Source organism: Aeromonas sp. QDB39 (assembly GCF_027707585.1).
Classification (GTDB): domain Bacteria; phylum Pseudomonadota; class Gammaproteobacteria; order Enterobacterales; family Aeromonadaceae; genus Aeromonas; species Aeromonas hydrophila.
On record NZ_JAPCIV010000140.1, the window covers coordinates 1 to 608 of the forward strand.

At 50.0% G+C, this 608-nt stretch carries 1 pseudogene; it reads right to left on the reverse strand.

What is annotated here, in order from left to right:
- Nucleotides 1-506 (reverse strand): annotated as a pseudogene (locus PG899_RS24215) (IS4 family transposase); the annotation flags it as partial.
- Between the last annotated feature and the right edge of the window lie 102 nt (nucleotides 507-608).

A 608-nucleotide genomic window follows, 5' to 3' on the forward strand; every position in this document is an offset into this window, starting at 1 on the left:
GTGATACTCATCGATATCGGCGACTGGTCCAGCAAGGACATGGTCATATGACACTCTACCGCAGCGGGGCTGTGCTTATTGAATCGGCCCGGGAAATGTTCTGCCAATTGCGGATGTAACGCGAATGACGACCCGTCCTGCAGCAGTACCTGCTCAAAGCCTGCCAGTCCGTGGGCGTCCGGTAGACACTCCTTGAGGCGTAAGGCGATGGCTCGTTCAACCAGTGCGCGCATGAACAAGGGAAAACCCTGCTTGCGTAACTGGTTGTGAAAGGGTTTATACGCTATTTGGTCAGTATCATGGAGCTGCAACGCATTGAAATGGCGATGCAAACCAGCAATACCATCCACCTTGTCGCAACCAAGCCCTGAGAGCAGAGCCGGGAGTAGTCTCGCAGGCTGGATATCCCGGAGTCGCTGACAAAAACCGGTAAATTTACCGATCCGGTTGAGTTCAGAAGAGCTAAGAAGTTGCTTGAGGTACTGGGTTGCATTGATAATAGTCATGGCTTCGGGCGTGTCGGTTTTTTTTTGCGATTAAATCAGATCACAAACGAAGCCTTTTTTCTATCTATTTCAATTGGTTGTAGCTAAAGATCCTGTACATGA